Source organism: Luteibacter anthropi, from assembly GCF_023699965.1.
Taxonomy (GTDB): domain Bacteria; phylum Pseudomonadota; class Gammaproteobacteria; order Xanthomonadales; family Rhodanobacteraceae; genus Luteibacter; species Luteibacter anthropi.
This window is the reverse complement of record NZ_CP077072.1, coordinates 3,284,872-3,308,162: the sequence shown is the minus strand read 5'-3', so window position 1 is coordinate 3,308,162 and position 23,291 is coordinate 3,284,872. Positions and strand designations below refer to the sequence as shown.

Annotated in this window: 20 protein-coding genes; 9 read left to right on the top strand and 11 right to left on the bottom strand. The window is 65.5% G+C overall.

Annotated features, from left to right (window positions below; translation table 11 throughout):
- Window positions 1-40: 40 nt before the first annotated feature.
- From hflC to apbC, 8 genes are all read right to left on the bottom strand, one after another.
- On the bottom strand, window positions 41-910 hold the full coding sequence (hflC, locus tag KR767_RS14370; RefSeq protein WP_166949457.1) for a protease modulator HflC: 870 nt from the start codon (window positions 908-910) through the stop codon (window positions 41-43).
- A complete protein-coding gene (hflK, locus tag KR767_RS14365; protein ID WP_250876755.1) occupies window positions 907-2,034 on the bottom strand; it encodes an FtsH protease activity modulator HflK in 1,128 nt (375 codons plus the stop codon). Before hflK ends, hflC begins: the two co-directional genes overlap by 4 nt.
- Before the next feature lie 162 nt (window positions 2,035-2,196).
- Window positions 2,197-3,504, bottom strand: coding sequence for a ribosome rescue GTPase HflX (hflX, locus tag KR767_RS14360; protein WP_250876754.1), 1,308 nt, complete (start codon window positions 3,502-3,504; stop codon window positions 2,197-2,199).
- Between the two features lie 89 nt (window positions 3,505-3,593).
- Window positions 3,594-3,854, bottom strand: a complete 261-nt coding sequence (gene hfq / locus KR767_RS14355; RefSeq protein ID WP_166949451.1) for an RNA chaperone Hfq — start codon at window positions 3,852-3,854, stop codon at window positions 3,594-3,596.
- A 90-nt stretch (window positions 3,855-3,944) separates the two neighbouring features.
- Window positions 3,945-4,922: a tRNA (adenosine(37)-N6)-dimethylallyltransferase MiaA gene (gene miaA, locus KR767_RS14350; protein ID WP_250876753.1), complete on the bottom strand. Its 978-nt coding sequence runs from the start codon at window positions 4,920-4,922 to the stop codon at window positions 3,945-3,947.
- A 61-nt stretch (window positions 4,923-4,983) separates the two neighbouring features.
- Window positions 4,984-5,481, bottom strand: a complete 498-nt coding sequence (locus KR767_RS14345) for a hypothetical protein (protein ID WP_250876752.1) — start codon at window positions 5,479-5,481, stop codon at window positions 4,984-4,986.
- A gap of 87 nt (window positions 5,482-5,568) precedes the next feature.
- Window positions 5,569-6,135: a dCTP deaminase gene (gene dcd / locus KR767_RS14340; protein ID WP_166949445.1), complete on the bottom strand. Its 567-nt coding sequence runs from the start codon at window positions 6,133-6,135 to the stop codon at window positions 5,569-5,571.
- A gap of 60 nt (window positions 6,136-6,195) precedes the next feature.
- Window positions 6,196-7,281, bottom strand: a complete 1,086-nt coding sequence (apbC, locus tag KR767_RS14335) for an iron-sulfur cluster carrier protein ApbC (RefSeq protein WP_166949443.1) — start codon at window positions 7,279-7,281, stop codon at window positions 6,196-6,198.
- A 419-nt stretch (window positions 7,282-7,700) separates the two neighbouring features.
- Here apbC and KR767_RS14330 point away from each other — a divergent pair, with 419 nt between their 5' ends.
- The 4 genes from KR767_RS14330 to nth all read left to right on the top strand — a co-directional run bounded on the left by KR767_RS14330 (window position 7,701) and on the right by nth (window position 11,822).
- The gene (locus tag KR767_RS14330) at window positions 7,701-8,171 is read left to right on the top strand and encodes a DUF2147 domain-containing protein (protein WP_250876751.1); all 471 of its coding nucleotides are present in this window, start codon (window positions 7,701-7,703) and stop codon (window positions 8,169-8,171) included.
- 279 nt (window positions 8,172-8,450) lie between these two features.
- Window positions 8,451-10,553, top strand: a complete 2,103-nt coding sequence (gene metG / locus KR767_RS14325) for a methionine--tRNA ligase (protein WP_250876750.1) — start codon at window positions 8,451-8,453, stop codon at window positions 10,551-10,553.
- 25 nt (window positions 10,554-10,578) lie between these two features.
- Entirely contained in the window at window positions 10,579-11,187 is a 609-nt protein-coding gene (locus KR767_RS14320; RefSeq protein ID WP_250876749.1) for an RnfABCDGE type electron transport complex subunit B, read from the top strand.
- A gap of 20 nt (window positions 11,188-11,207) precedes the next feature.
- Window positions 11,208-11,822, top strand: a complete 615-nt coding sequence (nth, locus tag KR767_RS14315) for an endonuclease III (protein ID WP_166949667.1) — start codon at window positions 11,208-11,210, stop codon at window positions 11,820-11,822.
- 348 nt (window positions 11,823-12,170) lie between these two features.
- Here nth and KR767_RS14310 read toward each other — a convergent pair whose 3' ends face one another.
- The 3 genes from KR767_RS14310 to KR767_RS14300 all read right to left on the bottom strand — a co-directional run bounded on the left by KR767_RS14310 (window position 12,171) and on the right by KR767_RS14300 (window position 14,874).
- Window positions 12,171-13,688, bottom strand: a complete 1,518-nt coding sequence (locus tag KR767_RS14310; RefSeq protein ID WP_166949427.1) for a SulP family inorganic anion transporter — start codon at window positions 13,686-13,688, stop codon at window positions 12,171-12,173.
- Window positions 13,689-13,700: 12 nt separating this feature from the next.
- On the bottom strand, window positions 13,701-14,381 hold the full coding sequence (locus tag KR767_RS14305; RefSeq protein ID WP_166949425.1) for a carbonic anhydrase: 681 nt from the start codon (window positions 14,379-14,381) through the stop codon (window positions 13,701-13,703).
- A gap of 139 nt (window positions 14,382-14,520) precedes the next feature.
- Window positions 14,521-14,874, bottom strand: coding sequence for a hypothetical protein (locus tag KR767_RS14300; RefSeq protein WP_166949423.1), 354 nt, complete (start codon window positions 14,872-14,874; stop codon window positions 14,521-14,523).
- A 277-nt stretch (window positions 14,875-15,151) separates the two neighbouring features.
- On the opposite strand from KR767_RS14300, the gene KR767_RS14295 reads away from it, so the two are divergent.
- The 5 genes from KR767_RS14295 (at window position 15,152) to KR767_RS14275 (ending at window position 23,274) form a co-directional block, all read left to right on the top strand.
- On the top strand, window positions 15,152-15,817 hold the full coding sequence (locus tag KR767_RS14295; protein WP_166949421.1) for a response regulator: 666 nt from the start codon (window positions 15,152-15,154) through the stop codon (window positions 15,815-15,817).
- Complete coding sequence (locus tag KR767_RS14290; protein WP_250876748.1) at window positions 15,814-17,235, top strand: sensor histidine kinase; 1,422 nt, start codon at window positions 15,814-15,816, stop codon at window positions 17,233-17,235. The genes KR767_RS14295 and KR767_RS14290 overlap by 4 nt, the downstream gene beginning before the upstream one ends.
- Window positions 17,236-17,425: 190 nt before the next feature.
- Window positions 17,426-20,662: an efflux RND transporter permease subunit gene (locus KR767_RS14285; RefSeq protein WP_166949419.1), complete on the top strand. Its 3,237-nt coding sequence runs from the start codon at window positions 17,426-17,428 to the stop codon at window positions 20,660-20,662.
- Window positions 20,652-21,839, top strand: coding sequence for an efflux RND transporter periplasmic adaptor subunit (locus tag KR767_RS14280; protein WP_166949417.1), 1,188 nt, complete (start codon window positions 20,652-20,654; stop codon window positions 21,837-21,839). The genes KR767_RS14285 and KR767_RS14280 overlap by 11 nt, the downstream gene beginning before the upstream one ends.
- Window positions 21,823-23,274: an efflux transporter outer membrane subunit gene (locus tag KR767_RS14275; protein ID WP_250876747.1), complete on the top strand. Its 1,452-nt coding sequence runs from the start codon at window positions 21,823-21,825 to the stop codon at window positions 23,272-23,274. The genes KR767_RS14280 and KR767_RS14275 overlap by 17 nt, the downstream gene beginning before the upstream one ends.
- Window positions 23,275-23,291: the final 17 nt, after the last annotated feature.

The window sequence follows — 23,291 nt, the reverse complement described above, 5'->3', positions numbered from 1 at the left end:
CTTCAAGGTAGGTTGCCCGCGAGGGCGATGTGGAGACCGGTTAGCGCTGACGACCAGGGCCGTCGTTGAGGTAGCGCAGGAATTCGGAATCGGGCTTCAGCACGAGCGTACCCTTGCCATCGGCGAAGGCTTTGCGATACGCGGCGAGGCTCCGGTAGAAGGCGAAGAACTCGGGATCCTGGCTATAAGTCTGCGCGTAGATGGCCGCAGCCTGCGCATCGCCGTCGCCCTTCACCTTCGTGGCGTCACGATTGGCGTCGGCCAGCAGCACGAGCTTCTGGCGATCGGCGTCGGCACGGATCTTCTCGGCGCTTTCCTGACCGGTGTAGCGCAGCTCGTTGGCCAGCTGCAGGCGCTCGGCGCGCATGCGCTTGTAGACCGAGCCACTTACTTCGTCGGGCAGGTCGATGCGCTTGATGCGCACGTCGACCACGGCGATGCCCAGGGTCTTGCGGGCCACGGCATCGGTCTGCTGGCGCACGCGCTCGGTGATGTCCTTGCGGCCACCGGCGATCAGATCTTCGAGCGGACGGGCATTGAACTCGTAACGCAGTGCGTCCTTCACGATGGGCGTGAGGCGCTGCACGGCCTGGATCTGCTCGCCCGAGGTGGCGCGGTAGTAGGCGGCGTTATCGGCGATGCGCCACTTCACGTAGAAGTCGACGTTGACGCTCTTCTTTTCGAGCGTGAAATAGCGCTCGGGCTGGGCATCGAGACCCAGGATGCGGTTGTCGAAACGCATCACCTGCTGGATGACCGGCACCTTGAAGTGCAGGCCGGGCTGGTAATCGGCACGCACGATGCGGCCGAACTGCAACAGCAGCGCGTTCTCGCCTTCCTTCACCACGAAGGCACTGTTGAAGCCAAGGAGGACCAGGGCGACGACGATGAGGCCGGAGATGATCTTCACTGGGCATTCCCCTGCGCATTCGGCTCGGTGGTCGCGGACTGCACCACGGTGCCTACGCCCGGCACGTTGCGCACGCCCGGGTTCGACGAGCCGTCCACCGGCAACTGGATGATGTTCTTGCCGTTGGTACCGTCGATGACCTTGGGGTTGCCGGCCATGACTTCCTCGACGGTTTCCAGCCAGAGGCGACGACGCGTCACTTCCGGCGCGGCACGGTATTCCTTGAGGATGAGGTTGAAGCGCTCGACATCGCCATTGGCGCGGGCGATGCGCTCCACGCGCTCGGCTTCGGCCTCTGCGGCGATGCGGGCGGCTTCACCACGCGCCACCGGCACGACCTGGCTTTCGTAGGCGCGGGCTTTGTTCTCTTCGCTCTGTTTGTCTTCGCGCGCCGCGTTGACGTCGTCGAAGGCGTCCTTCACTTCCTTCGGCGGAGCCACGTTCTGGAAACTGACGCCGGTGACGGTGACGCCGGCATCGTATTTATCGAGCGTGGCCTGGAGGATGTCACGCGTCTGCTGCTGCAGGGTTTCCTTGGCGGCCGGAGCCACGCCCGTGACGGGCGCCTGGTCTGGCGCCGGGCTGTCGACGCCGGGCGTGGTGAGGATGTTGTCCATCACGTTGGCGCCCACCACCGAGCGCACGGCGGCCTCGGCCGCATTGGCGATGGTGCCGTTCTCGACGTCGGCGTTGGAATACAGGAACTTGCGGGCGTCGGCGACCTGGTACTGCACGTTGAAGTCGATGGCGATGATGTTTTCATCGCGGGTAAGCATCGACACGTTGTCCGAGATGGAGCGGACCTGGGTCGTCTCCACCTTGGTCACCGTTTCGATCGGAGCCGGTGCCTTCAGGTGGAAGCCGGGCGGCAGGATGCGCGAGAACTGGCCGAAGCGCAGCACCACGCCGACCTGCCGGGCATCGATGACCGTGTAGCTGGAGACCAGCAGCCAAGCCACGATGAACACGGCGATGATGGCTGCGACGCCACCACTGCCTGCACCAAAGCGACCGAAACGGGCCTTGATGTTCTTGATCGCTCCGTCGAGGTCGGGCTTGCGCCCGCCTTGCCGGTTGCGGTTCCAGGGATCCTTCTGGCCGTTACCGGGTTCGTTCCAAGCCATGGGCGACAGTCTCCTTCGGGGACCGGAGGTGGGCGGCTGACAAGCCATGATCAGGCCGACACGACGGCAGCGAGCGGCGGGCGTCATTGCAGACCCGGCACCGCGCCGGATCGGCACGCAAACAGTGTTAATTCTACCAGAAGGCCATGGCGATGCGACGGGTCAGAAATCGGCCTCGGCCGGCTCGATCAGTTCGCGTAAAGGCCTTGCATGCTCGTCATCGCCCAGCAGCGGGGCCAGGACGGAACGCGGGGCATCAATGTCGAGATGCCAGCCGTGTTCGTCGATGGCTTCACCCACGATGGCACCGGCCGCTTTCAGGCGGGCGTGCAGCCTGCCGGCGGTGAGAGGAAGCTCAAGACCAGTACGGATGCGGTCACCGCCAAGCAGTTCGCCCAAGGCCTGGCGCAGGCCTTCCAGGCCCTCGCCCGAATGGGCGGACAGCCACACCTGGCGTGGCAGCCCGTCGTCACCCCGATCAACGCGGGCTTCCGTATCGACGAGATCGATCTTGTTCATCACGGAAAGCTGGGGGACGTCGCCCGCGCCGATCTCTTCGAGCACCTCGTCCACCACGCGGCGCAGCAGCTCGCGCTCCTCGTCGGCGGCGTCGCTGACATGGATCAGCAGGTCGGCATCGCGGGCTTCGGCCAGCGTCGCGCGGAAGGCTGCGACCAGGTCGTGCGGCAGCTCGCGGATGAAGCCGACGGTGTCGGCCACCACGGCCGGCCCGCAGGACAGGCCGTCGATCTTGCGTACTGTCGGGTCCAGCGTGGCGAACAGCTGGTCGGCGGCATAGACCCCGCCCGTGGTCAGCGCATTGAACAGCGTGGACTTGCCGGCATTGGTATAGCCCACCAGGGCCACGCGGGGCACCGTGTTGCGCAGGCGCGCACGGCGTTGCTGGTCGCGCTGGACCTGAACCTTTTCAAGGCGTTTGGTGAGCATCTTCACCCGCTCGGCAAGCAGGCGACGGTCGGTTTCCAGCTGGGTTTCACCCGGGCCGCGGTTGCCGATGGCACCGCCGCGCTGGGCGTCCAGATGGGTCCAGCCGCGCACCAGGCGGGTGGCGATGTGCTTGAGCTGCGCCAGCTCCACCTCGAGCTTGCCTTCGTGCGAACGGGCCCGCTGGGCGAAGATGTCGAGGATGAGACCGGCGCGATCCACCACGCGGGTCTTCAGGTGTTTTTCGAGGTTGCGTTCCTGCACGGGGGTGAGCACGTGGTCCACCAGGACCAGGTCGGCCTCCAGCGCGCGGACGGCCTCGGCCACTTCGTCGGCCTTGCCACTGCCGATGTAGAAACGTGGGTTCGGGGTTTCGACACGTGCGGGGATGCTGGTGAGGATCTCGGCGCCTGCCGAGGTCACCAGTTCGGCGAATTCCTCACCACGACGCACCGCGTCGCCCTCGCCGCGCGAATGCGGCAACACCAGGATGGCCCGGTCGCCTTTCTTTTGCCTATCGAACACTTAGCGGGATAACCTCATGAGTGATGAAGGGCGCGCGCCGCATGCGTGCGCGCGCCCGACCCCTTATATGGGTTTCCTTCGAAGGCCCCTCAACCCTCGACGTCGCCCGACGCCGACTCCGCGTGGTTTTCGTGCCCGCCAACGCGCACGTTGCGGCTCGGCACCACGGTGGAAATGGCGTGCTTGTAGACCATCTGGCTGACCTGGTTGCGCAGCAGCACCACGAACTGGTCGAACGACTCGATGGTGCCCTGCAACTTGATGCCGTTCACCAGGTAAATGGCGACCGGCACGCGCTCGCGGCGCAGTGCATTCAAAAACGGATCCTGCAACGATTGCCCTTTGGACATTCTTCTTCTCCCCTACGTTTTTATTGTGCGGGTCCGGATAAAGAACGCCCCGCGGCGCCCCGGCCCAAGTTTTTTGAATCTTAACTGCATTTAAACGTCATCTGGAAGCGGCCGGCGTGACGACTCCGGCATTCCGAGGAACAGTGCCAGAGCCGCCGAGGCCTCCGGCAACGGATCGACCCGGTCAGGGTCGAACGTCCGTGCGTCCAGCTCGCTGCGCAGCCAGGTGATCTGGCGCTTGGCAAGCTGGCGGGTGGCATAGATACCACGGTCTCGCAAATTCGTGGCGTCTCCGTGACCATCGAGATATTCCCACGCCTGACGGTAGCCCACCGCGCGAATGGCTGGAAGATCGGCGTGGAGGTCGCCGCGGGCCCGCAGGGCCTTCACCTCGTCGAGAAAGCCTTCGTCAAGCATCTGCGTGAAACGCCGGGCGATGCGCTCGTGCAGGGTGGTGCGACTCTCCGGCAGCAGGGCCAGCTTGAGCACCCGCCATGGGAAGGGCTTGCGCGCCTGGCGCTGAAGCTCGCTGATCGGGCGCCCCGTCAGCTCCATGACTTCGAGCGCCCGCTGGATCCGCTGGGCATCGGCCGGCTTGATGCGCTCGCCGGCCTCGGGATCGGCCGCCGCCATGCGCGCATGCATGGCGGCCCAGCCCAGGCGGGCCGCCTCCTCAGCAAGACGCTCCCGGACGGACGCGTCAGCTTCCGGCAACTCCGACAGCCCCCGTTGCAAGGCTCGGAAATAAAGACCCGTACCACCCACCAGCAGCGGCACCCTGCCGGAGGCCGCCACCGTTTGCATGGCGGACACCGCATCCGTGGCGAAATCGGCAGCCGAGTAAGGCTGCGCAGGGTCGCGGATGTCGATCAGCTCGTGCGGATAACGGGCGAGCGTGGCCGCATCGGGCTTGGCGGAACCGATATCCAGGCCGCGATAGACCAGCGCCGAATCGACCGAAATCAGGCCGACCGGGAAGCGGTCGGCAAGCTCGCAGGCAAGCGCCGTCTTGCCCGAGGCGGTAGGACCCATGAGAAAGATGGCGAGAGGGCGTGCGTCGGACGACATTGCTGTCTCTGAAATAGAAAATCGCCGGCCCGAAGGCCGGCGATTCCCGGAGGGTGCGGCGTTACTGCTGGGTCTGCGGATCGTAGGCGCCACTGGACGCCGACTTGCCCTGCATATGGTCGGGCAGCGCCGCCTTCTGCGGGGTGTCTTCCAGCGTGCGGGCATCCTTCTCGACGGCATTCAGGCGAACCAGTTCGCCCTTCTTGTCGTAATACACGGCAAAGCCGTAATCGAGCGCCATGCGGGCCATGAAGCCCAGGTGGGCGTCACGGATCTTCGAATCGTCGCTGGGCAGCAGGAGCACCGTCTTCGGCAGCTTGCCCTGATCTTTCAGGTACGCGAAGTGGCTGCCCGTATCCGCTGCGGAAAGCACCGCGTTGTCCACGAGAAACTGGCCGCTCTTGTACGCCTTCACGGTGTAGTCGAACTTGCCTTCGGTGGCGCTGGTGGCAACGTGGTCGCCCTTGGAGACGCCACGGTGGCAACCGGCAAGCACCAGCAGGCTGGCAAGGAAGACCGCGGCGACGGCGCGGGTCATCAGGGTGGGAAGTCGGATCATCGGTGTCTCCGTGGATCGGGTGCGGCTTCGGAAAAGGGCGAGTCTACCGCGCGCGGATGTCGCGCGCGGCTGGGACCGGGCGGGCGTTCAGGTGCTCGGCAGCGTGACGCCGCGCTGGCCCTGGTACTTGCCGCCACGGTCGGCATAGGACACCTCGCAGACCTCGTCGGACTCGAGGAACAGCATCTGCGCCACGCCTTCGTTGGCGTAGATTTTTGCGGGCAGCGGCGTGGTGTTCGAGAACTCCAGCGTGACGTGGCCTTCCCACTCGGGTTCGAGGGGGGTCACGTTCACGATGATGCCGCAGCGGGCGTAGGTGCTCTTGCCCAGGCAGATCGTCAGCACGTTGCGCGGGATGCGGAAATACTCCACGGTGCGCGCCAGCGCGAACGAATTCGGCGGGATGATGCAGACATCTGACTTGATGTCGACGAAGCTGCCCTTGTCGAAGGCCTTCGGGTCGACGATGGTCGAGTTGATGTTGGTGAACACCTTGAACTCGTCAGCGCAGCGGACATCGTAGCCGTAGCTGGACGTGCCGTAGGACACGAGACGATGGCCGTCACGCTCCCTCACCTGGCCCGAGGCGTACGGCTCGATCATGCCGTGCTGCTCGGCCATGCGGCGAATCCACTTGTCTGACTTGATACTCACTTACGATCTCCCTCGCTGGAGCGGGAAAGGTATAGGAACGCCCCCTTCCACGCCACTTGTTTACGTGTTCTGGATGACGATCTTCGGGAAGGAAATGGCCTTGTTGCGCGCTTGCAGCGACAACCTTGCGGCCGCTGAGCGGGCGATGGACCGGTAACGGGCCGTGAGGTCCGAATCGGGGATGGCGGCCACCGTCGGCTTGCCGCCGTCGGCCTGCTCGCGGATGCGGATATCCAGAGGGAGGTCGCCGAGGTAGGCGATGCCGGCCTCTTCCGCCATGCGCGCACCGCCACCGTGACCGAAGATGTGTTCCTCGTGGCCGCACTGCGAGCAGATGTGGGTGGCCATGTTTTCCACCACACCCAGCACCGGCACCTCCACCTTGCGGAACATGCCCAGCGCCTTGCGGGCATCCAGCAGCGCGATGTCCTGCGGGGTGGTGACGATGACGGCGCCGGAGACCGGCACCTTCTGCGAGAGCGTGAGCTGGATGTCGCCCGTGCCGGGGGGCAGGTCGATGATGAGGTAGTCCAGGCCGTCCCAGCGGGTATCGGTGAGCAGTTGCATCAGGGCCTGGGTGACCATGGGGCCACGCCAGATCATGGGCGTGTCCTCGTCGATCAGCACGCCGATCGACATGGCCTGCAGGCCGTGGGCCCGCATCGGCTCGATGCTTTTGCCATCCGGGGAGACGGGCTTGCCGGACAAACCGAGCATCTTCGGCTGGCTGGGGCCGTAGATATCGGCGTCCAGGATGCCGACGGTGGCGCCTTCGGCGACCAGCGCCAGGGCGAGATTGACCGAGACGGTGGACTTACCCACGCCGCCCTTGCCCGATGCCACGGCGATGATGTTCTTCACGCCCGGCAGGGGGGCGAGTTGGCCCTGCACCTTGTGGGCGTGCACCCGCCAGCTCACCGACACGGCGGCCGACGCAATGGCGGGCTCAGCCTCCAGGGCCGCACGGGCCTCGGCGGCGGCCTGCTCGACATAGCCGACGGCCGGATAACCGAGCTGGATATCGACGGACACACGGTCGCCATCCACGCCGATGGCACGGATCGCCGCCGACAGCGGCTGACCGGAATGGGGATCGACGACGCGGTCGAGTACGCCGCGCACGAGGGTTTCGCTGGCCTGGGACATGGGGAGAAGTGAGGAAAATCGAAGATGACATTATTATGCCAGCCTGGGGGGCTCGCCGGTCTTGCGACTGTGGGAAGGGGAGCTTCGTACCGTGGAATCGTCGGGTGAATCGCCTGTACCGGTCGCGCGCAAGGCGCGCTCCTACAAGGCAAGACTGTAGGAGCGCGCCTCGCGCGCGACCGCCCCAAAGCAACACCCCACCCTGTAGGAGCGCGCCTCGCGCGCGACCACCCCGAAGCGACACCCACCCCTGTAGGAGCGCGCCTCGCGCACGACCACCCCGTGGCGACACCCCTCCTGTAAGAGCGCGCCTCGCGCGCGACCCGGCCAGGGCGACCACCCCGTGGCGCGATGCAACTTGACGATTCCTGCCGCCTTTCGTCAGTCTCGGGCCATACCTGACCGTATGGGGAGTCCCGATGTCCGTGAACCACCTGATCCGCACCACCGCCGCCCTCGCCCTCGCGACGGCCGCCCTCCCCGCCCTCGCCGCCACCGATACCCCGGTGGGCAAGTGGAAGACCATCGATGACGCCACCCACGAGGTGAAGTCCGTCGTCGAGATCACCGAGAATGGCGGCGTGCTTGAGGGCAAGGTGCTCCAGGTGCTCAAGCCCACCCCGGGCGCCGCGCGCGACGCGCAAGGCCACCTCATCTGCGCCAAGTGCGACGGCGAGCGCAAGAACAAGCCCATCGAGGGCATGACCATCATGTGGGGCCTGAAGAAGGACGACGACCAGTGGTCGGGCGGCCAGATCCTCGACCCGTCCAAGGGCAAGATCTACAAGGTCAACCTGAAGCTGGTGGACGGTGGCAAGAAGCTCGATGTGCATGGCTATATCGGTTTCTCCCTGCTCGGTCGCAGCCAGGAGTGGGTGCGCGACGAGTAAGGGCCTACGTCGGCTCCAGTCGGCGCCCGGATCAACCGGTCGCGCGCGAGGCGCGCTCCTACAGGGCGGGGTTTCGCTTCGGGCCGGTCGCGCGCGAGGCGCGCTCCTACAGGGTAGGGGATTCGCTTCGGGTGGTCGCGCGCGGGGCGCTCCTACAGGGTGGGTTTGTAGGAGCGCGCCTTGCGCGCGACCGGGACAACGCGTGACGCCTCATTCCACGGCCCGCTGCCAGCGGGCGCCATGCCATAATCCCCGGTCCCATAGCCGACCGTGAGCATCATGGCCCGCCGCATCCTCGTTACCAACGCCCTTCCCTATGCCAACGGCCCGCTCCACCTGGGCCACATGCTCGGCTACATCGAAGCCGACATCTGGGCGCGGGCGCAGCGAATGCAGGGCAACGAGGTCTGGTACGTGGCGGGCGAGGACGCCCACGGCACGCCGATCATGCTGGCTGCCGAAAAGGCCGGAAAGACATCCGAGCAGTACATCGACGACATTCGCGCCGGCCACGAAGCCGACTTCGCAGGCTTCCACTTCAGCTACGACCAGTACCACACCACGCACTCGCCGGAGAACCAGGAGCTCGCCACGGCGATCTACCTGCGCCTGCGCGATGGCGGCTATATCGCCCGCCGCGACATCCAGCAGTTGTACGACCCCACGCGGGACATGTTCCTGCCTGATCGCTACATCAAGGGCACCTGCCCCAACTGCGGCACGCCCGACCAGTACGGCGACAACTGCGAGAACTGCGGCGCCACCTATGCGCCCACGGACCTGGTGAACCCCTACTCCGTGATGTCCGGCGCCACGCCGATCCTGCGCGACTCCGAGCACTACTTCTTCGAACTGGGCAAGTTCGAGCAACTGCTGCGTGACTGGTTCGCCGGCAAGTTCACCGACGGCAGGCCCACGGCCGACAGCAGCGTCGTGGCCAAGCTCGGCGAGTGGATCGATGGCGGCCTGCGCGACTGGGACATCTCCCGTGACGCGCCCTACTTCGGCTTCCCGATTCCCGATGCCCCGGGCAAGTTCTTCTACGTGTGGCTCGATGCGCCGGTCGGTTACCTGGCCTCGTTCAAGGCGCTGTGCGAACGCGCCGGCCTGCGCTATGACGACTTCCTCGGCAAGGACAGCATCGCCGAGCTGCATCATTTCATCGGCAAGGACATCATCAACTTCCACGGCCTGTTCTGGCCGGCGATGTTGCACGGCGCGGGCCTCCGAGTACCCACGGCGCTGCACGTCAACGGCTACCTCACCGTGAACGGCGCGAAGATGTCCAAGTCGCGCGGCACCTTCATCCAGGCCCGCACCTATCTCGATGCCGGTCTCGACCCCGAAGCGCTGCGCTATTACTTCGCCACCATGCTCGGCCCGGCGCCCGTCGACGTGGACCTCGACCTCAAGTCCTTCGAAGAGCGCGTCAATTCGCACCTTGTGGGCAAGTGGGCGAACATCGCCAGCCGCACGGCGGGCTTCCTGCATACCCACTTCGCCGGCAAGCTTGCGGATCGTTTCGATGCGGAAGCCACCGCCCTCTGGAGCGACCTGCTTGGCCAGTACGACGGCATCGAAGCGCTTTACGAAGCCGACGAATACGCCGAAGTCACCCGCCGCTTTGTCGCCATGGCCGATATCATCAATGGCTACATCGCCACGAAGGCACCGTGGGTCATCGCCAGGGATGAAAACCGCCGCGATGAACTGCAGCAGGTCTGCACCTTCGCCATCCATGCCTTCCGCCTGCTTTCCGGCCTGCTGAAGCCCATCGTGCCGACCACCGTGGCCGGCGCCGAAACCTTTCTCGGCGGCTCCATTGAAAACTTCGCCGATGCCCGTCGCGAACTGTTCGGCCACACGCTCAACGCCTTCACGCCGCTGTTCGCCCGCCTCGATCCGAAGAAGATCGAAGCCATGGTCGAAGCGTCGAAGGAGTCGCTGACGCCAGCCGAACAGGCGCGCGAAGTGGCCAAGGCCGACACCAAGAAATCGAACAAGCCCAAAGAAGCACCGAAAGCCATGACCGAGACCACCAACGAATCCGCCACCATCTCCATCGACGACTTCGCCCGTCTCGACCTTCGCATCGGCAAGGTCGAAGCCTGCGAATTCGTGGAGGGCTCGGACAAGCTTCTGCGCTTCGAACTCGACGCCGGCCCGCTGGGCAAGCGCCAGATCTTCTCCGGCATTCGCGCCGCATATGGCGAACCGGAAAAGCTCATCGGCCGCAACGTGGTGTTCATCGCCAACCTCGCCCCGCGCAAGATGCGCTTCGGCCTGTCCGAAGGCATGATCCTGTCCGCCGGCGAAGGCGGTGCGGATTTGTTCCTGCTCGATGCCGACCAGGGCGCCGCACCGGGCGCCACCGTCCGCTGATCGCCCTATCGGCCGTGCGCCAGCCATGACGCCAACGCTCGCCGACCGCATCGACGACCTGCTCCCACAGACCCAGTGCGAGCAGTGCGGCTTCCATGGCTGCCGCCCGTACGCGGAAGCCATCGCCGCCAGCGAAGCGGACATCAATCGCTGCCCGCCGGGTGGTGCCATCGGCATCGCCCGGCTTGCCGCCCTGCTCGATCGCCCTGCCATTCCTCTCGACACATCCCGTGGCGACGAGAAGCCGCGCACGCTCGCCCGTGTGGTCGAAGCCGAATGCATCGGCTGCACGAAGTGCATCCAGGTCTGTCCCGTGGATGCCATCGTGGGCGCATCAAAGCTGATGCACTCTGTGCTGAGCGACCTTTGCACGGGATGCGAACTGTGCGTGCCCGCCTGTCCGGTGGATTGCATCCGGCTCGACCCGATGCCGGTCGCACAGGCGGAAGACCGCGCTCACGCCGATGCAGCACGCCAGCGATTCCAGCGGCGCGAAGCGCGGTTGGGCCGCCAGCGCGAACTGCGCGAGCAACAGCTCGCCGCCAGCAAGCGGGACGTCGGCGCGCCGGCTGCACGCAATGCCGTACTGGAAGCCCTGGCCCGCGCCAAGGCAAAAAAGAAGGACGCTCCGTGAAGAAAGCCGACATCGTCGAGATGTTCAGCCGCTTGCGCGAGCTGAATCCGCATCCGAAGACCGAACTGGAATACACCACGCCCTTCGAGCTGCTGTCGGCGGTGGCGCTATCGGCGCAGGCTACCGACGTTGGTGTGAACAAGGCCACGCGCAAGCTTTTTCCGGTGGCCAACACGGCGCAGAAGATTCTGGATCTTGGCCTGGACAAGCTGAAGACCTACATCAGCACCATCGGGCTCTACAACAACAAGGCGAAGAACCTCATCGCCATGAGCCAGATCCTCGTCGACCGTTACGACGGCGAGGTGCCGCAATCACGCGAGGCGCTGGAAGAACTGCCTGGTGTCGGCCGCAAGACGGCCAACGTGGTGCTCAACACGGCCTTCGGCCAGCCGACCATTGCCGTGGATACGCATATCTTCCGCGTGGCCAACCGCACCGGGCTCGCACCGGGTCCGGATGTTCGCAAGGTGGAAGACAAGCTGGAGAAGGTGATCCCGAAGGAGTTCATCCAGGATGCGCATCACTGGTTGATCCTGCACGGGCGCTATGTGTGCAAGGCACGCAAGCCGGAGTGCCCGGGCTGCCCGATCATTGATCTTTGTGCATACAAGCAGAAGACAAAGGCCACCTGAGCACGACAAGCCCCCTTGTAGGAGCGCGCCTTGCGCGCGACCCCTACGAAGAAGCCATTTCGAATCCCTGAGTCTGCCGGGCCATACGCTTGATTGCAGACTATCGCGTTGCCGGTCGCGCGCAAGGCGCGCTCCTACAAGGGGTATCGCGGGTTTGGAGGTGTGCGGCTGTCGGGCCTTGGGCTATTGGGGGCTTTTAACTCATTTGTGGGCTATCGCGTTGGCGGTCGCGCGCAAGGCGCGCTCCTACAGGGGCGTATTGCGCATGTGTTGCCGGTTGCGCGCAGGACACTCCATGTAGAAGCGCGCCTGCGCGCGACCGGCAACGACGTCACGCCAACCAACCCATCAAGCGGCCTTGGGCGAACCCTCGACCCGTCGACCCAGTTCCTGCCAGTCGACGATCAACTCGCAACCGCGTTTCGAGGCATTACGGCCCCACTCACGCAGCAGTTCCAGCGATGCCTGATCCACATGCTGCAAGCGATCCATCGACACGCTCAGACGCGTGTTCGGCGGCACGGCTTCCAGCGTGCGGGCCATGCTCGGCACCTTGAGGAACGTGGCCGAACCTTCCAGGTGCAGCGTGGCCTGGCCCGGCTCGTCGTGGTGCTTGACGTCCATCTTCAGTTTCGACGACAGCAGCGCAAGGCGGAACAGTGACAGGCCGAAGCCCACGATCACACCGGTGAGCAGGTCGGTGGCCACGATGGCGACGGTGGTCGCGACGTAGACGGCTGCGGTGCCCTTGCCGTAGGCGGCGAGGTCCTTGATCTGCTTCGGGTTGACCATCTTCACGCCGGTGAACACCAGGATGCCTGCGAGGCACGAGACCGGGGTCATGCGCATCAGCCAGGGCAGCAGCATCACGAAGGCCAGCAGCCACACACCGTGGTAGATGGCCGCCATGCGCGTGGCGGAACCCGCCTGCACGTTGGCTGCGCTACGCACGATCACGCCCGTCATCGGCAGTGCACCGAGGAAGCCGCAGATGAGGTTGCCCACGCCCTGCGCCGTAAGCTCGCGGTCGTATTGGGTGCGCACGCCGTCATGCATGCGATCCACCGCGGCGGCGGAAAGCAGGGTTTCAGCACTGGCGATGAAGGCGAAGGTAGCCGCGGCCACCAACAGGCTCGCATCGAACAGGCCAAACAGGCTGCCCATGCTGGGCAGGCTCACCGCCGAGAACAGATTGGCGGGCACGTCCACGCGCTTGACGTCGAGCGCACCGAACTGCGCGATGAGCGTCATGGCAACCACGGCAAGCAACGCACCGGGGATGAATCGCAGCTTCGCGGGGCGGAGCTTTTCCCAACCCAGCATGATGGCAATGGTGCCAAGGCCGACCATGAGCGCGGCGGGTGCCTGGCCTTCGGCGGCACCGGTGACCGACTCCCACGCGGCGGCGGGGAGCGCCGCGAAGTTTTCCAGACCACGGGCTTTGGGAATGGCATCAAGCAGCACATGCGACTGCGAGGCCACGATGAGGATGCCGATGCCCGACAGCATGCCGGCCACCACGGCCGGCGACGTCATGCGGAACCACACGCCGACCTTGCACAGGCCGGCCACGATCTGGATCAGGCCCGCAAGGAGCACGACGGGGCCAAGGGCGGCCACGCCGTGCTCGCGCACCAGTTCGAACACCAGGACCGCCAGGCCCGCCGCCGGGCCGCTGACCTGTAGCGGCGAGCCGGCGATGGCGCCTACGACGATACCGCCGACGATGCCGGTTATCAGGCCCGCGCTGGGCGGCATGCCCGACGCGATAGCGATACCCATGCACAACGGCAGAGCGACAAGAAAAACGACCACCGATCCTAGGAGGTCGCGGCCAAACAGGCCCTGGGAGAAATACGTGCGCATCGGGGTTGGTCCTTAAGCGGCAGAAGCCACCGGCAGTCGCACGGAGAAACGTGCGTGGGGGGTCGCATCCGGCATGTCCGCAACCAGCGGACGGAAGCGACCCTGGGCGGGGTCGAAAGCGGTGATCTCGGTCTTGGCGATGTCGTAGATCCAGCCGTGGATACGCAGGCTACCGTTCGCCATCGCAGCGGCCACGGCAGGCAGCGTGCGCATGTGCTCAAGCTGGCCGACCACGTTTTCCTCGGTGAGGTAGCGCAGGCCTTCCTCGCCCAGGATGGTGGGACGGTTCTCGGCCACCACATAGCGTGCGACATCGGCATGCTTCAGCCACTGCTCGACGGACGGCTTGCCCTTAAGCGCGGCCGGATTCTGCAGGGCCTTCATCGCACCGCAGTCGGAGTGGCCGCAGATCACGATGTGCTGCACCTTGAGCGCCGTGACGGCGTATTCGATGGCCGCTACCACGCCGCTGACGTGCTGCGCATACGGCGGCACGATGTTGCCCACGTTGCGATAGACGAACAGGTCGCCCGGCTGGGCGTTGAATATCAGTTCCGGCATCACGCGCGAATCGGCGCAGGTGATGAACATGGTGTGCGGGGTCTGCCCGGATGCCAGGCGCGAGAAGAGCTCGCGGTGCTCGGCGGTCATTTCACGGCGAAACTGTTCGAAACCCTGGATAAGACGTTCCATGGCGGTTCTCTCTCTTTGGGGGAGGATCGGTGTGCAGGCACGCGGGCCCGCGAACGCCTCGGCTCATGCCGATGCGCATAGGTGTTTTGTGGTGCGCGGAAGATGGCGTCGTCGCGGACGCGACGGCACGCGGGGGCGATCAGACGATCGGGGGACGATGGTCCTGGCGTGGGTGATGTGCGTGCGGCGGAGGCACGAGATCGACCGGGCGCGGGGTGCTGGCGCGAGGCACGCTGATCACGTGCTCGGCGGGGACATCGAAGGTGTCGTCGAGGCTGTAGCTATTGTCTTCGAGCGAGGGCACGGTGCCTCGAGCATCGTCGTCGGAAGCGAAGACGCCCGCCGCATCATGGGAAACATGCTCCATGAGGGAGGCATCGTCGTGCGCAACGCATGGGTTGGCCTGCACCGTGCCACAGGCGACGAAGAGCCCCACCAGCACGATCATCGTGCTGAGGAATCGACGCATGGCGCTGGCGAAGGAGATACCCATGACGGCCGAACCTACCCACCGCCCTGTTACCTTGCAAGCGCTGCAACGCAACAGATTCAGCTTTTGGGCAAATTCACCTGCAAAACCGTGATAAATGCCCGTTTCCAGCAGGGGTCGGACTGGAAATACGGTGGGAATCCGTTCACGTTACGCCTTCGCAAGCCCCCTGAGCCGGTGAGACGATTCGCAGCAAGGGGACAAAAGCAAGGCAAAAGCCATGCTCCCGATCATGTCAGCCTCCCCGGGCCTATCCGAACCGCCGAGCCGAGCCACATCCATGCATATCCTCCTGATGGAAGACGACACCGAACTGGGCGAGGCGATCAAACACGCTCTCGAACACCAGTCCTATGCCGTCACCTGGCTCACCGACGGGCGCCAGGGCCTGGCGGCGCTGGCGGACGGCTCCATCGACCTCGTGCTGCTCGACCTGGGCCTTCCCGGTAAGGACGGCCTGGAACTGCTCGCCGAAGCCCGGCGCTCGGGCGTGAAGACCCCGGTGCTGGTGATGACCGCACGCGATGCGCTGGAGGCCCGTATCCGCGGGCTCGACCTCGGCGCGGACGATTACCTGGTGAAGCCCTTTCACCTGGGTGAGCTGGCCGCCCGCATTCGCTCGCTCACCCGGCGGGCGCAGGGCCTGGTGGATAACCGGGTGGAAGTCGGCGGCCTACTGCTCGACTTGGCCACCATGGAAGTGGAGTTCCGCGGCCAGCGCGTCACCCTCACCCGCCGCGAATTCGCCGTGCTGCGCATCCTCATGGAGCGGGCCGGGCGTATCGTGCGCAGGGAAAGCCTGGAAGGCTCGGTCTACGGCTTCGATACCATCGTGGACCGCAATGCCATCGAGGTGCAGGTGCACTGGCTGCGGCGCAAGCTCAGCCCCGAAGTGATCCACACCATCCGAGGCATCGGTTACATGATCCCCAGGGACCCCCAGTGAAGAAGACCCCGAGCCTGCGCTCGCGCCTCACCTGGCTCGTCATCGGCGTGATGGTGGTGGTGCTGATTCCCCTGGGCGCCATCAGCTACGAGCGCGAGCAGCGCGAGATGAACCAGTTGCTGGACGGCCGCCTTGCCCAGGCCGGGCGCACGTTGGGCATTCTCATGGCCTACGGCCAGCCCGGCTACGTGCCCAAGGAAAACGTCCGCAGCATTACCTTGCCGGTGGAAGCCCAGCGTGGCGGCGTGCTGGTGCCCGTGCACGCGAAGAGCTACGAGCCCGAGGTCGGTTTCCAGGCGTACGACCCCAGTGGTCATCTCATCGCCGCCACGGCCAACTTCGTGAATATGGCCGCCCCCGCCCAGGAGGAACGCGGCTTCGGCAACATCGAGCATGAAGGCACGCGCTGGCGCATCTTCACGCTGCAGAACCACTTCGGCCTGGTGATCCGCATCGGCGAGCGCTACGACAACCGCCAGGACATCACGCGCGGCCTCGTGCTCGAACACACCCTGCCCCTGGTGATCGGCCTGCCTTTGCTGGCGATCCTGCTCAGCCTCGCCGTGAAGCAGGGCCTGCGCCCGCTCGACCTGCTCACCCGCCTGCTCGCCCGGCGCACCCCCGGCAGCCGGCGACCGATCGCGCTGGATCGCACACCGGACGAGATCAAGCCGCTCATCGTCACGCTGAACCAGCAGCTGGAACGCCTGGAAGATGCCATCGAGCGCGAGCATCGTTTTGCCAGCGACGTGGCGCACGAACTGCGCACCCCTCTTGCCGCCACGATGATCCACCTGGAAAGCGCGCTGATCGCCGACGACCCGGACGAGGTGCAGTACACCCTGAAGAACGCCCGGCGCAGCCTGGGCCGGTTGGGCCGGCGCATCGAGCAGATCCTCGCCATCGCCCGCCTGGAGGCCGGCGCGGCCTCGCAGCGCCGCATGCCGCTCGACCTCGTGCTCATTGCCACGGAAGTCGTGGAAGAGCTGGCCCCGGTGATCGCGGAAAAGGATATCTCCCTCAGTCTCAACCACGACGAGGCCGAACTGCTCGTGGCCGGCCACGAGGTGGCGATGACGGCCATGTTCCGCAATCTCGTGGAAAACGCGCTGCGCTATACCCCCGAGCGCGGCCAGGTAGATATCGATATCGCGCTCCGGGACGGCAAGGCCATCATCGATATACGCGACGATGGCCCCGGCATTCCGGTCGAGCGACGCGAGGCCGTGTTCCGGCGCTTTCATCGCGAGACGGAGGCCGCAGCCAGCGGTTTTGGGCTGGGCCTGAGCATCGTGCAACGTGCGGTCGAGCTGCACGATGCCAGCATCGAACTGCTGGAAGCCCCCGGCGGACACGGCTTGCTGGCCCATATCGTGATGGACGCCCTGCCCCCCGGCGAGCCTCCCGTGGTCGTCTGATCCGGCTTGCGCGAACCTTTTTCCGGGCCAAAAGATTTCCACAAGCATCGACAAGGATGATGCCACTGGGCGCTTCCGCCCGAGGCAAAGCCGAGCGTTATCCGTCGATGAACACCCAAGTGCCCGAACGGCGTACAGGACGTCCTGCTGACGTCGCGCCCGCGACCCAAGAGCTCCCGGAGCGCCGGCCATGCTAGCGCTCGTCCGCATCGCGCTTTCGCGCCCCCTGACCTTTATCGTCCTGGCGCTGCTGATCCTCATCGCCGGACCGCTGGCAGCCCTGCGCACGCCCACCGACATCTTTCCGAACATCGGCATCCCGGTGATCAGCGTGGTGTGGACCTACACCGGCCTGCCGCCCGACCAGATGTCCGGCCGCGTGATCTATTACTACGAGCGCCAGCTCACCACCGCCGTGAACGATATCGAGCACATCGAGTCGCAGTCGCTGCCCGGCGTGGGCGTGGTGAAGATCTTCTTCCAGCCAGGCGTGGACATCCGCACTGCCACCGCGCAGGTCACCTCGATCTCGCAGACCGTGCTCAAGCAGATGCCCCCGGGCATCACGCCGCCGCTGATCCTCAACTACAACGCCTCCACCGTGCCGGTGTTGCAGATGGCGTTGTCGAGCAACAAGCTCTCCGAAGCGAACATCCGCGACATCGCGCAGAACTTCATGCGCCCCACCCTCGTGTCGGTGCCTGGCGTCGCGATTCCCACACCCTACGGCGGCAAGCAGAAGCAGGTGACCCTCGACCTGAATCCGCAGGCGCTGGCGGCCAAGGGCCTTTCCGCGCAGGACGTGGGCACGGCGCTCAGTGCGCAGAACCAGATCATCCCCGTGGGCACGGCGAAGATCGGCACGTTTGAATACAACGTGCAGCTCAACAACAGCCCCACGGCCATCGACGAGCTGAACAACCTGCCCATCAAGACGGTGAACGGCGCCACCATCACCATCGGTGACGTGGCCCACGTGCGCGACGGCTCCCCACCGCAGAACAACGTGGTGCGCGTGGACGGCAAGCGCGCGGTGCTGATGCCTGCGCTGAAGAACGGCAACGCCTCCACGCTGGACGTGGTGGCCGGCATCAAGAAGCTCCTGCCGCTCATCCAGGAAACCCAGCCGAAGTCGCTGAAGACGAACCTGCTTGGCGACCAGTCCATCTTCGTGAAGGCCTCGATCAGTTCGGTGGCCCGCGAAGGCGTGATCGCCGCGCTGCTGACCTCGGTGATGATCCTGCTGTTCCTGGGCAGCTGGCGCTCGACGGTGATCATCGCCCTGTCGATTCCGCTGGCGATCCTCTCGGCCATCGCCCTGCTTGCGCTGTTCGGGCAGACACTCAACGTCATGACCCTGGGCGGCCTGGCACTCGCGGTAGGCATCCTGGTGGACGACGCCACGGTGACCATCGAGAACATCAACTGGCATCTGGAACAGGGCAAGGGCGTGATCGACGCCATCATGGATGGCGCGAAGCAGATCGTGACGCCGGCCTTCGTTTCGCTGCTGTGCATCTGCATCGTGTTCGTGCCGATGTTCATGCTCAACGGCATCGCCGGCTTCCTGTTCCGCCCCATGGCACTGTCGGTGATCTTCGCGATGGTGTCGTCGTTCATCCTCTCGCGCACCCTGGTGCCGACGCTGGCGATGTACCTGCTGAAGCCACACCACGTGGAAACGGGGGTGGGCGCCCATCCGGAAGATCCGTACATCAATCATCACGAAGGCGACCAGCACGGCCGTCGCAAGCCCGCCGTGCTGCGCGCACTCGTGGCCTTCCAACTGGGCTTCGAGCATCGCTTCACCCGCATCCGTGACGGTTACTACGCCATCCTCGGCGTCGCGCTCGGCAACCGGAAACCGTTCATCATCGGCTTCCTCTGCTTCGTGCTCGCCTCGTTCGTGCTCGTGCCGGCCCTGGGTCGCGACTTCTTCCCGGCGACGGATTCGGATTCGATCTCGATGCACATCCGTGCGCCGATGGGTACGCGTATCGAAGAGACGGCCGCCGAGTTCGATCACATCGAGGCCGCCATCCGCCGGATCGTGCCGCCGGACCAGCTCGATACGATCATCGACAATATCGGCCTGCCGCTCAGCGGCGTGAACCTGGTCTACAACAGCAGCGGCACCATCGGTCCGCAGGATGGCGACATCCAGATCGTGCTGAAGGAAGGCCATGGCGCCAGCGCCGACTTCGTGCGGACCATGCGCGCGAAGCTGCCCCGTGAATTCCCGGGTACGCAGTTCGCCTTCCTGCCCGCCGACATGACCAGCCAGATCCTCAACTTCGGCGCACCTGCCCCGCTGGATGTATCCATCTCCGGACGCGACCGCGCCGGCAACGAGGCCTATGCGCAGGAGATCATGAAGCAGATGCGCAAGATCCCGGGCATCGCCGACGTACGCTTGCAGCAAAGCTCCAGCTATCCGCAGCTGAACGTCACGGTGAACCGCGTGCGTGCCGACGGCCTGGGCATCACCGAGCGTGACGTCACCAACAGCATGGTGGCCTCGCTGGCTGGCAGCTCGCAGGTGGCTCCGGCGTTCTGGCTCAACCCGAAGAACGGCGTGTCCTATGCCATCGTTGCGGCCACGCCGCAGTACCAGATGGATTCCATGGCCGACCTGAAGGCCATGCCGGTGACCTCGTCCGGCGCGCATCCGACGCAGATTCTCGGCGGCATCGCCACGTTCAAGCGCGGCCCCAGCGATGCGGTGGTGTCGCACTACAACATCATGCCCTCCTTCGACATCTACGCCTCGATCCAGGATCGCGACCTCGGTGGCGTGTCCAGCGACGTGCAGAAGGTGCTCGATCATTTCGCCGCCACGCGCCCGAAGGGCACGCTGGTAAGCCTGCACGGCCAGGTCGGCACGATGAACGAAGCCTTCAGCGGCCTGCTGTTCGGCCTGGTCGGCGCGGTATTGCTGATCTACCTGCTGATCGTGGTGAACTTCCAGTCGTGGCTCGATCCGTTCGTGATCATCACGGCGCTGCCCGCCGCCCTCGCCGGCATCGTGTGGATGCTGTTCCTCACCCATACGAGCCTGTCGGTACCCGCACTCACCGGCGCCATCATGTGCATGGGCGTGGCCACGGCCAACTCGATCCTGGTGGTGAGTTTCTGCCGCGAACGGCTGGCCGAACACGGCGATGCCATGAAGGCCGCGCTGGAAGCCGGATTCACCCGCTTCCGCCCCGTCTGCATGACGGCGCTGGCCATGGTCATCGGCATGCTGCCCATGGCACTCAGCCACGAACAGAACTCCCCGCTCGGTCGCGCCGTCATCGGCGGCCTGATCTTCGCCACCTTTGCCACGCTGCTTTTCGTGCCCGTGATCTTCTCGATCGTGCACGGCCGCACCGCACCCGCTCCTTCTGACCAACGCCTTATCGGAGACCAACCCCATGTCGCATGAAACCCCTGCCGCGATACCGGGACGGCCGCCCCGCCTTCGTCTGCCGATTGCCATCGGCCTGGGCCTCGCCGTCGTCGCTGTCGTCGCCGGCCTCTCGCTGCGCAGCGTCGAATCGCACGAGCTCACCCAGTGGACGAACGCACAGCTTATTCCCACCGTGGAAGTCATCACTGCATCCAACGCAGAGAAGGGACAGGGTCTCACCCTGCCCGGCCATCTCGACGCATGGATCAGCACGCCGATCCATGCCCGCGTGGCCGGTTACCTGAAGCAGTGGAACGTGGACATCGGCGACAAGGTGAAGGCCGGCCAGGTGCTCGCCACCATCGATACGCCCGAACTCGACCAGCAGTTCGAACAGGCCAAGGCCGGTCTTGTCCGTGCCCAGGCCGACGTGCGCCTGGCCGAGACCACTGCCACGCGCTGGCAGAACCTGCTCGCCTCGCGTTCGGTGTCGAAGCAGGAGGCCGATGAAAAATCGAGCGAAGCGGAAACGGCACGTGCCAACGTGCTTGCCGCCAAGGCCGACGTCGACCGCCTCGCGGCGCTGGAAGGCTTCAAGCGCATCGTCGCGCCGTTCGACGGCACGGTGACCGCGCGCAATACCGATATCGGCGACCTCATCACGGCCAATACCGATAGCGACAAGCCGCTGTTCGCCGTGGCCGACACCAACAAGATGCGCCTGTATACCGAAGTGCCGCAGGGCTATGCTTCTGCCGTGCGCCCGGGGATGAAAGTGAAGCTGCTGGTGCTCGGCCACGGCGGCGAAATGGTGGACGGCACGCTGATCGGCAGCTCCAGCGCCATCAACACGGCATCCGGCACGCTGCGCGCGCAGTTCCAGGTGGAGAACCCGCGCAACGATCTTCTGCCGGGCGACTTCGCCGAAGTGCAGCTGTCGCTGACGCCAGACCCGAACACCGTGCTGGTACCGGCTACCACGCTGCTCTTCCGCGCCGCCGGTCCGCAGATCGCCGTGGTCGGTGCCGACAACAAGGTGGTGCTGCGCGATGTACACATCGCGATCGACCTCGGCGACCGCCTGGAAATCGACCACGGCCTGAAGCCGGGCGACCGCATCGTCGACCACCCGTCGGATTCCCTCTCGCAGGGCGACCTCGTACAGATCGCCACGCCTGCCGGCAAGGAGGCCCCCCGTGGCAAGCAAGCGTGACCTGACGCGACGCCTGCCCACCGCCGCCCTGCTTCTGGCGCTGGGCGGGTGCTCCCTGGCGCCCACCTACAAGGCGCCAACGATCGGTGCGCTGCCCGACAGCTTCAAGGGTGCCGCGAACCCGGACGGCTGGACGACGGCCGCGCCGGGCGACGAGGCGTCACGTGGACCGTGGTGGAAGGTGTATGGCGACCCCACGCTCGACGAACTCGAAAGCAAGCTCGATGCCGGCAACCCGGATCTCGCCGTCGCGCTGGCTCGTTACAACGCATCGCGCGCCTTCGAACAGCAGCTTCGCGCCGATGAACTGCCCCACGCCAGCCTCGACGCAAGCCCGACCAACAACCGCCAGTCCGACAACCGTCCGTTGCGCGGCTCCAACCAGCCCGACGAGTACGACACGCGCACCGTGCAGTTCAACGCCGGCTACGAGCTGGATCTGTGGGGCCGTATCCGCAACGAAGTGGCCCAGGGCACGGCACTCAGCGTGGCGGCAAAGGCCGATCTCGGTTCGGCGAAACTGAGCCTGGAAGCACGCCTGGCCGATCTCTACATCCGCCTGCGCGGGCTGGATGTCGAGCGGCGCATCGTCCGCGATTCGCTGTCGGCGTTTGCGGATGGCCAGCAGATGACGCAGAAGCGGATGGAAGGCGGCGTGTCGTCCGGCCTGGACGTGGCGCGAGCCAATGCCCAGTACGCAGATGCACAGGCACAGGGCACGGAGCTGCGCGCACAGCGCGCGCTCGCCGAGCATGCCATCGCGGCGCTCGTGGGCGAAACGGCCTCCACGTTCTCGATGCCGGAGAAGAACACCCCGCTGTCGATTCCCGCCATTCCCCTCGGCGTGCCCTCGACCCTGCTGGAGCGTCGTCCGGATATCGCGGCGGCCGAACGCCGGACCTTTGCGGCCAATGCCAGCATCGGCGTCGCCCGGGCCGCATTCTTTCCCACCCTGAGCCTCGGTGCGGGATTCGGCTGGCAGGACGTCGGCAACGGCAGCCTGCTCAGCACGGGTAACCGGTTCTGGGCACTGGGCCCTCTCGCTTCGCTGCCCCTGTTCGACGGCGGCCTGCGCCGAGCACGCGTTGCACAGGCAAGAGCCGAGCTGGATGCGGCCTCGGCCCAGTATCGCGGCGTGGTGCTGCATGCCTTCCAGGAGGTGGAAGACAACCTCTCCCTGCTGGAAGACTTAGGGCGTGAGGCCAGCCAGGAAAATGCCGCGGCGGACGCGGCGAAGGAATCGCAGACGCTGGCGACCAATCGCTACATGGAAGGCGTGGTGAGCTATCTGGATGTGGTGACCGCACAGACGGCGGCACTGAAGGCGGAACGCACGGCCGAACAGGTGCGTACCCGTCAGCTGCAATCCAGCGTGGACCTGATCCGCGCGCTGGGTGGCGGCTGGGATGCCGGGAACGATGTCAGCAAGCGCTGACATCGCCCGGAATGAAA